Source organism: Pseudomonas sp. EGD-AK9 (assembly GCF_000465935.2).
Taxonomy (GTDB): Bacteria; Pseudomonadota; Gammaproteobacteria; order Pseudomonadales; family Pseudomonadaceae; genus Aquipseudomonas.
Genome location: NZ_AVOF01000133.1, coordinates 1 through 8,002 on the forward strand (window position 1 = coordinate 1; position 8,002 = coordinate 8,002).

An 8,002-nucleotide genomic window follows, 5' to 3' on the forward strand; every position below is an offset into this window, starting at 1 on the left:
GGGCGGCGGCATGCTGCTGCCGGCTGCGGTGGCCGGCGCGGTGCTTCCCAACCCGCAGCGCGCCGGGCTGGCGGCCGGGCTGATGGGCTTCGCGCAGATGAGCGGGGCGACGGTGAGCGGCCTGTTGCTGGCCTGGCTGCAGGATGGCTCGGCCTGGCCTATGGTTGCCTTGCAAGCCCTGTTCGCCGCGCTGGCGTTCACCGGCTTCCATCTGTTGCGCGCCCGCCCGAGCGCATTTTCCGAGGCAAGGAGAGTTTCGTCATGAGCAGCTACGACGTGGTCATCATCGGCGCCGGCCCCGGCGGCTACAACGCCGCCATCCGCGCCGGCCAACTGGGGCTCAAGGTGGCCTGCGTGGAGGGCCGCGAGACCCTCGGCGGCACCTGCCTGAACGTCGGCTGCATGCCGTCCAAGGCCCTGCTGCATGCCTCCGAGCTGTACGAGGCGGCGGCCGGCGGCGAACTGAGTGCGCTGGGGGTGGAGGTGACGCCGCAGTTGAACCTGCCGCAGATGATGAAACAGAAGGAAGGCAGCGTCGAAGCCCTGACCAAGGGCGTGGAATTCCTGTTTCGCAAGAACAAGGTGGAGTGGGTCAAGGGCTGGGCGCGCATCGACGGCCCGGGGCGGGTGCAGGTCAAGCTGCACGAGGGCGGCGAACGCCTGCTCGAGACGCAGAACATCGTCATCGCCAGCGGCTCCGAACCGACGCCTTTACCGGGCGTGGAGATCGACAACCAGCGCATCCTCGATTCCACCGGCGCGCTGTCGCTGCCCGAGGTGCCAGGGCACCTGGTGGTGATCGGCGCCGGGGTGATCGGCCTGGAGCTGGGCTCGGTGTGGCGCCGCCTGGGCAGCCGGGTCACCGTGGTGGAATACCTCGAGCGCATCTGCCCCGGGCTGGATGGCGAGACCGCCAAGACCCTGCAGCGCACCCTGGGCAAGCAGGGCATGAGTTTCAAGCTCGGCACCAAGGTCACCGCTGCCAAGACCGGCAAGTCGGGAGTGACCCTGAGCCTGGAGCCGGCCGCCGGCGGCGCGGCGGAAAGCCTGGAAGCCGACTACGTGCTGGTGGCCATCGGCCGCCGCCCCTACACCAAAGGGCTCGGGCTGGAGAACGTCGGCCTGAGCACCGACCGGCGCGGCATGCTCGCTAACGACAAACATCAGAGTGGCGTGCCCGGCGTGTGGGTGATCGGCGACGTCACCTCCGGGCCGATGCTGGCGCACAAGGCCGAGGACGAGGCGGTGGCCTGCATCGAGCGCATCGCCGGGCATGCGGCGGAGGTCAACTACGGGGTGATCCCCGGGGTGATCTACACCCGCCCGGAGGTGGCCAGCGTCGGCAAGGGCGAGGAGGAGCTGCAGGCCGAAGGCCGCGCCTACAAGGTCGGCAAGTTCCCCTTCAGCGCCAACAGCCGGGCGAAGATCAACCACGAGACCGAAGGCTTCGTGAAGATTCTCGCCGACGCCACTTCCGATCAGATTCTCGGCGTGCACATGATCGGCCCGAGCGTCGGCGAGCTGATCGGCGAATACTGCGTGGCCATGGAGTTCTCCGCTTCGGCCGAGGACATCGCCCTGACCTGCCATCCGCACCCGACCCGCTCGGAGGCCGGGCGCCAGGCGGCGATGGGCGTGCACGGCTGGACCATGCAGGCATAGGGGCGCCCTGCGCGCCGGCAGCGCCGAGTGTCCGGCAGGCGCTACGCGCGTTGTGCGTCGATCAGCCAGCCCGGATTTCATCCGGGCTACGGCGTTCACAGCACGTGATCGAGATTCACCGTTTCGCCCGGCTTGGCATGCAGCTTGGCGCGGATATCGGCGAACACCTTGTCGTACTCGTCGTGGCCGCGCATCACCGGGCTGGCGTTGATCGGCAGGCCGTGACGGGCGGCGACGCGGGTGGCGGCGCTGGCGAAGTTGAAGGCGACGTCGCGGTGCAGCTCGAACTCCTCGTCGAAATGCCGGCCCTGCACCTCGCCGACCAGGCGCATATGCAGCATCGGGCCCTGCGCCGGGTCCTGGCGCACCTGGTAGTAGAAGTCGACGGAGAAGGGCGGCGCCAGACGCAGGCTTTCCGGGCGGTCGAGGTTGTCGCGGTGCAGATGGCCTGGGGTGAACATGCTGAACGTCCCTGCAACGTGGCGAGCGGGGTCATGGCCCCGCGCCGGGGTCAGTGGTAGCGGATGCCGTCGCAGTCCAGGCTGATGCGGGTGCCCGAGGAGCCCTGGACGATGGCCTCGATGTTTTCCAGCGAGCCGATCACCGCGGTGCTGCCGGTGTTGCGGGCGAACTCGCAGGCGGCCTGCACCTTCGGCCCCATCGAGCCGGCGGCGAAGCCGAGCTTGTCGATCTCGTCGGGGTGGGCGGCGGCGATGGATTTCTGCGTCGGCTTGCCCCAGTCGACATAGGCGGCGTCGACGTCGGTGGCGATCACCAGCAGCTCGCAGGCCAGCTGTTCGGCCAGCAGCGCCGAGCACAGGTCCTTGTCGATCACCGCCTCGACGCCGCGCAGCTTGTTGCCGTCGTACATGGTCGGGATGCCGCCGCCGCCGGCGCAGATCACCACGCTGCCTTTCTCCAGCAGCCACTTGATCGGGCGGATCTCGAAGATGCGCTGTGGCCGGGGGCTGGCCACCACGCGGCGGAACTTGTCGCCGTCCGGGGCGATGCTCCAGCCTTTCTCGGCGGCCAGACGCTCGGCCTCGGCCTTGTCGTAGACCGGGCCGATCGGCTTGGTCGGCTTCCTGAAGGCCGGGTCGGCGCTGTCCACCTCGACCTGGGTGAGGATGGTGGCGAAGGGCACCTCGAACGGCAGCAGGTTGCCCAGCTCCTGTTCGATCATGTAGCCGATCATGCCTTCGGTCTCGGCGCCGAGCACGTCCAGCGGGTAGGGGTTGCTGGCGTCGTAGGCGGCGCCCTGCAGGGCCAGCAGGCCGACCTGCGGGCCGTTGCCGTGGGCGATCACCAGTTCGTTGCCGGGCGCCACCTTGGCGATCTGCTCGCAGGCGATTCGCACGTTTTCCCGTTGGTTTTCCGCGGTCATGGCTTCGCCGCGGCGAAGCAGGGCGTTGCCGCCCAGGGCGATGACGAGTCGCATGGTGTTCTCCTTGTTCGAGGCCGTAGCCCGGCTTTCATCCGGGCTACGGTTCTAGGGCGTCAGATGTCGGCCAGGGTCGAGACCAATATCGCCTTGATGGTGTGCATGCGGTTTTCCGCCTGCTCGAAGGCGATGTTGTAGGGCGACTCGAACACGTCCTCGGTGACCTCGATGCCGTTCTTCAGGTGCGGGTACTGCTCGGCGATCTGCTTGCCGACCTTGGTCTCGCTGTTGTGGAAGGCCGGCAGGCAGTGCATGAACTTGGCCCGCGGGTTGCCGGTGGCCTTCATGATGGCCATGTTGACCTGGTAGGGCAGCAGCTCCTGGATGCGTTCGCCCCAGGCCTCGACCGGCTCGCCCATCGACACCCAGACGTCGGTGTGGACGAAGTCCACGCCCTTGACCGCTGCCTTGGCGTCCTCGGTGAGGGTGATGCGTGCGCCGCTTTCCTCGGCGAACTGCTTGCAGGCGGCGACGTGTTCGTCGCTCGGCCACAGCGCCTTGGGCGCGGCGATGCGCACGTCCATGCCCAGTTTGGCGCCGATCAGCAGCAGCGAGTTGCCCATGTTGTTGCGCGCATCGCCCAGGTAGGCGTAGCTGATCTCGTGCAGGGCCTTGTCGCTGTGCTCGCGCATGGTCAGCACGTCGGCGAGCATCTGCGTCGGGTGGTATTCGTCGGTCAGGCCGTTGAACACCGGTACGCCGGCGTAGCTGGCCAGTTCCTCGACTATTTCCTGCTTGAAGCCGCGGTATTCGATGGCGTCGTACATGCGCCCGAGCACGCGGGCGGTGTCCTTCATCGATTCCTTGTGGCCGATCTGCGAGGAGCCCGGGTCGATATAGGTGACGTTGGCGCCCTGGTCGTAGGCGGCCACCTCGAAGGCGCAGCGGGTGCGGGTGGAGGTCTTCTCGAAGATCAGCGCGATGTTCTTGCGCTTGAGGTGCTGCTGCTCGGTGCCGGTGTACTTGGCGCGCTTGAGGTCGCGCGAGAGGTCGAGCAGGTAGCGCAGCTCACGCGTGCTGTGGTGCATCAGGCTGAGCAGGTTACGGTTGTGCATGTTGAAAGCCATGATTCTTTCTCCTTGTGGGCAGCTGAAAACGGCGCCCGGCGGTGGATGACCGCCGGGGCTGGCTTGTTCAGTAATCGATCGGGTCGCGGATGATCGGGCAGGTCATGCAGTGGCCGCCGCCGCGGCCACGCCCCAGTTCGCTGGCGCTGATGGTCACCACCTCGACGCCGGCCTTGCGCAGCAGGGTGTTGGTGTAGGTGTTGCGGTCGTAGCCGACCACCACGCCCGGCTCCAGGCAGACCACGTTGTTGCCGTCGTCCCACTGCTCGCGCTCGGCCTCGTAGGCGTCGCCGCCGGTTTCCACCACGCGCAGTTTCTTCAGGTTGAGCGATTCGGCGACCACGTCGAGGAAGGACTTGTCCTCGCGGCGCAGGTCGATGCCGCCGGGGCGGCTCTCGTCCGGGCGCAGGACGAAGGGCACGATGGAGTTGGCCACTTCGGGGAAGACGGTCACCAGGTCGCGGTCGCAGAAGCTGAACACGGTGTCCAGGTGCATGGCCGCGCGCGACTTGCCGAGCCCGGCGACCACCACCCGCTCGGCTGCACCCTTGGCGAACAGCGCCTGGGCGACTTGGCCGATGGCCTGGTGCGAGGTGCGCTCGCCCATGCCGATCAGCACGGTGCCGTTGCCGATCGGCATCACGTCGCCGCCCTCCAGGGTCGCGGCGCCATGATCCTGATCCGGGTCGCCGTACCAGATCTCGAACTGCTCGCCGATGAAGTCCGGGTGGAACTTGTAGATGGCGGTGGTCAGCAGGGTTTCCTGGCGGCGCGCCGGCCAGTACATGGGGTTGAGGGTGACGCCGCCGTAGATCCAGCAGGTGGTGTCGCGGGTGAACTGGGTGTTGGGCAGCGGCGGGAAGACGAAGCTGGACTCGCCCAGGTAGGCGTTGAACATCTTCGCCGCGTCGGAGTCCTTGTGCCTGACCAGGTCGGCGCCGGATACCCCGCCAATGAGGAACTCGGCGATCTTGCGCGGCTCCAGGCCCTCGATAAAGGAACGCACCTCGCCCTGCAGGCCGAGGCCGACGCTGTTGGGGGTGATCTTGCGGTCGAGAATCCACTTCAGCGCTTGGGGATTTCTCACCGTCTCTTCCAGCAGGTTGTGCATCTCCACCACCTCGATGCCGCGCTCGCGCATCTTGGTCATGAAGTCGAAGTGGTCACGTTTGGCCTGGGACACCCAGATCACGTCGTCGAACAGCAGTTCGTCGCAGTTGTTCGGGGTCAGGCGCAGGTGGGCCAGGCCCGGCGAGCAGACCATCACCTTGTGCAGTTTGCCGGCTTCCGAATGGACGCCGAGGGCTTTCTTGGACATATCGAACTCCTTCTCGCTAGAGACTCAGGAAACCGTCGTACAGCCCGTAGGCGGCGATGGCGGCACCGATCAGCACGACGACGAAGATCAGTTTTTCGACGCCGGTGAAGATGGGCTGCCCCAGCTCGCGCTTGGCCTTGGCGAACAGGATCGCGCCTGGGGCATAGAGCAGGGCGGAGAGCAGCAGGTACTGGACGCCGGCGGCATACACCAGCCACACGGCGTAGAGGGTGGAGATCAGGGCGATCAGTAGGTCCTTGTTGCGCTCGCCGCCGGCGGTCTCGTAGGTCTCGCCGCGCCAGGCCAGCAGCAGCGCATAGGCGCTGGACCAGAAGTAGGGCACCAGGATCATCGAGGTGGCCAGGTACAGCAGGCTGAGGTAGGTGGAGGCGTTGAACAGGGTGACGATGAGGAACAGCTGGATCAGCCCATTGGTCAGCCACAGGGCGTTGGCCGGGACGTGGTTGGCGTTCTCCTTGCGCAGGAACTCCGGCATCGTGTGATCTTTGGCCGAGGAGTAGATTATCTCGGCACACAGCAGGGTCCAGGACAGCAGGGCTCCGGCCAGGGATACGAGCAAGCCGATGCTGATCAACTGGGCGCCCCAGGGGCCGACCACCTGCTCCAGCACGCCGGCCATCGACGGGTTCTTCAGCCCGGCCAGTTGGGCCTGGGCCATGATGCCCTGGCTCAGCACGTTGACCAGCACCAGCAGCAGCAGCACGCCGATGAAGCCGATCACCGTGGCCTTGCCGACGTCGCTGCGCTTCTCGGCGCGGGCCGAGAAGATGCTCGCGCCCTCGATGCCGATGAACACCCAGACGGTGACCAGCATCATGTTGCGCACCTGGTCCATCACGCTGCCCAGCTCGGGGTTGCCGCTGCCCCAGAAGTCGTTGGTGAACACGTCGAGCTTGAACGCCACCGCGGCGATGACGATGAACAGCGCCAGTGGCAGCATCTTGGCGATGGTGGTGATGGTGTTGATGAAGGCCGCTTCCTTGATCCCGCGCAGCACCAGGAAGTGCAGCAGCCAGAGCAGTACCGAGGCGCAGATCACCGCCGGCAGGGTGTTGCCTTCGCCGAACACCGGGAAGAAGTAGCCGAGGGTGGAGAACAGCAACACCATGTAGCTGACGTTGCCGATCCAGGCGCTGATCCAGTAGCCCCAGGCCGAGGAGAAGCCCATGTAGTCACCGAAGCCGGCCTTGGCGTAGGCGTACACCCCGCCGTCGAGCTCGGGCTTGCGGTTGGCCAGGGTCTGGAACACGAAGGCCAGCATCAGCATGCCCACCCCGGTGATCAGCCAGCCGATCAGGGTGGCGCCGGCGCCGGCGCTGGCGGCGATGTTCTGCGGCAGGGAGAAGATCCCGCCGCCGACCATGGAGCCGACCACCAGGGCGATCAAGGCGGCCAGGCGCAGTTTCTGGGTCGAATCGGACATCTCGTTACCTCCATGTCGGGGAGCGACTGCGGTATTGAGCGCGTTTGGATGGGCAGCCGTGCTGATCTGCGTCAATCGGACTGCTGGCAACTGCGCAAACGCACTTGCGCGAAAGCGATCAGCCGTTTTTGAAGAGCACCTGGGGGGCAGGAAGGCAGCTCTGCGCCGGGCGTTGAGCGACGTCCGACTGTTGAAACGCTAGTCAGCTTTTATGGCAATGCAAGGACGGCAAAATGAAAATTTCTCCCGGCCAGGGCCGACCGGGGAGGGGGGCGAGCGGGGCGGATGGCCCCGCTGCTGCACTGGCCGGGTAGGCTGGTGCCTGGACTCGAAACGAGCCCGGAGAGGAGGAAACGCGACACCGGGCGGGTAGCCCACTGAAGGCAGCCGTGTCGCGCTTGGCCGCGCCAATTGGCGTGGCCGGTCAGGCGCCTTGGGAAAGCTCCTGGGAGCGGCGCTGGGCCGCTTGCGCCGCCGCTGCGACCAGGCGGCGCAGGGCCTGATCCTGTTCGAAGACGGCGATGGCGGCGGCGGTGGTGCCGTTGGGCGAAGTCACCGCCGTGCGCAGTTCGACGAAGTCCGCACCGGCCTGGGTCTGCAGCGATGCCGCGCCGAAGGCGGTCTGCGCGGCCAGGGTCCTGGCCAGTTCGGGGGAAAGACCGAGGGCGATGCCGGCATCGGCCAGCGCCTCGCTGAACAGGTGGTAGTAGGCCGGGCCACTGCCGGAGATGGCGGTGACCGCGTCCAGCAGTTCCTCGCGCTCGACCCAGCTGGCGCTGCCGACGGCGCCGAACAGGCGGCCGATCAGTTCGCGCTTGCCGCTATCCAGCTCTGCGTCGCCATACAGGCCGGTGCAGCCGGCGCCGACCAGCACCGGGGTGTTGGGCATGGCGCGTACCACCGGGCAGCGTCCGCGCAGGGCGGCGGTGAGGCTGGCGCAGGTGACGCCGGCGGCCACCGACACCACCACGGCGTGCTCGCACAGGGCGTCGGGCAACTCGCCGAGCACCTGACAGGCATGGCCGGGTTTGGTGGCGACCAGGATCAGATCGAAGGGCTGGGCCGGCACC

7 protein-coding genes and 1 pseudogene are annotated in these 8,002 nt (G+C 67.0%); 2 read left to right on the plus strand and 6 right to left on the minus strand.

The window, feature by feature from the left end:
• Nucleotides 1–265, plus strand: a pseudogene (locus N878_RS28885) (MFS transporter); the annotation flags it as partial.
• The gene (lpdA, locus tag N878_RS07685; protein ID WP_021443084.1) at nucleotides 262–1,662 is read left to right on the plus strand and encodes a dihydrolipoyl dehydrogenase; all 1,401 of its coding nucleotides are present in this window, start codon (nucleotides 262–264) and stop codon (nucleotides 1,660–1,662) included. The pseudogene N878_RS28885 and the gene lpdA, both read left to right, overlap by 4 nt.
• Before the next feature lie 95 nt (nucleotides 1,663–1,757).
• On the opposite strand, the gene N878_RS07690 is transcribed toward lpdA, so the two are convergent.
• The 6 genes from N878_RS07690 to proC form a co-directional block, all read right to left on the minus strand.
• On the minus strand, nucleotides 1,758–2,123 hold the full coding sequence (locus N878_RS07690) for a DUF5064 family protein (RefSeq protein WP_021443085.1): 366 nt from the start codon (nucleotides 2,121–2,123) through the stop codon (nucleotides 1,758–1,760).
• Nucleotides 2,124–2,173: 50 nt separating this feature from the next.
• A complete protein-coding gene (arcC, locus tag N878_RS07695; protein WP_021443086.1) occupies nucleotides 2,174–3,100 on the minus strand; it encodes a carbamate kinase in 927 nt (308 codons plus the stop codon).
• Nucleotides 3,101–3,159: 59 nt separating this feature from the next.
• Nucleotides 3,160–4,170, minus strand: a complete 1,011-nt coding sequence (locus tag N878_RS07700) for an ornithine carbamoyltransferase (protein WP_021443087.1) — start codon at nucleotides 4,168–4,170, stop codon at nucleotides 3,160–3,162.
• Nucleotides 4,171–4,237: 67 nt separating this feature from the next.
• On the minus strand, nucleotides 4,238–5,488 hold the full coding sequence (gene arcA / locus N878_RS07705; RefSeq protein WP_021443088.1) for an arginine deiminase: 1,251 nt from the start codon (nucleotides 5,486–5,488) through the stop codon (nucleotides 4,238–4,240).
• A gap of 16 nt (nucleotides 5,489–5,504) precedes the next feature.
• Nucleotides 5,505–6,932, minus strand: a complete 1,428-nt coding sequence (arcD, locus tag N878_RS07710) for an arginine-ornithine antiporter (protein WP_021443089.1) — start codon at nucleotides 6,930–6,932, stop codon at nucleotides 5,505–5,507.
• A 424-nt stretch (nucleotides 6,933–7,356) separates the two neighbouring features.
• The coding region (gene proC / locus N878_RS07715; RefSeq protein ID WP_021443090.1) for a pyrroline-5-carboxylate reductase at nucleotides 7,357–8,002 on the minus strand (646 nt) is incomplete at its 5' end.

What these genes read in the sequence shown, in the direction of transcription:
- arcD (WP_021443089.1), bottom strand. Translation starts at nt 6,932, where the DNA reads ATGTCCGATTCGACCCAGAAACTGCGCCTGGCCGCCTTGATCGCCCTG.
- N878_RS07690 (WP_021443085.1), bottom strand. Translation starts at nt 2,123, where the DNA reads ATGTTCACCCCAGGCCATCTGCACCGCGACAACCTCGACCGCCCGGAA.
- arcA (WP_021443088.1), bottom strand. Translation starts at nt 5,488, where the DNA reads ATGTCCAAGAAAGCCCTCGGCGTCCATTCGGAAGCCGGCAAACTGCAC.
- N878_RS07700 (WP_021443087.1), bottom strand. Translation starts at nt 4,170, where the DNA reads ATGGCTTTCAACATGCACAACCGTAACCTGCTCAGCCTGATGCACCAC.
- arcC (WP_021443086.1), bottom strand. Translation starts at nt 3,100, where the DNA reads ATGCGACTCGTCATCGCCCTGGGCGGCAACGCCCTGCTTCGCCGCGGC.
- lpdA (WP_021443084.1), top strand. Translation starts at nt 262, where the DNA reads ATGAGCAGCTACGACGTGGTCATCATCGGCGCCGGCCCCGGCGGCTAC.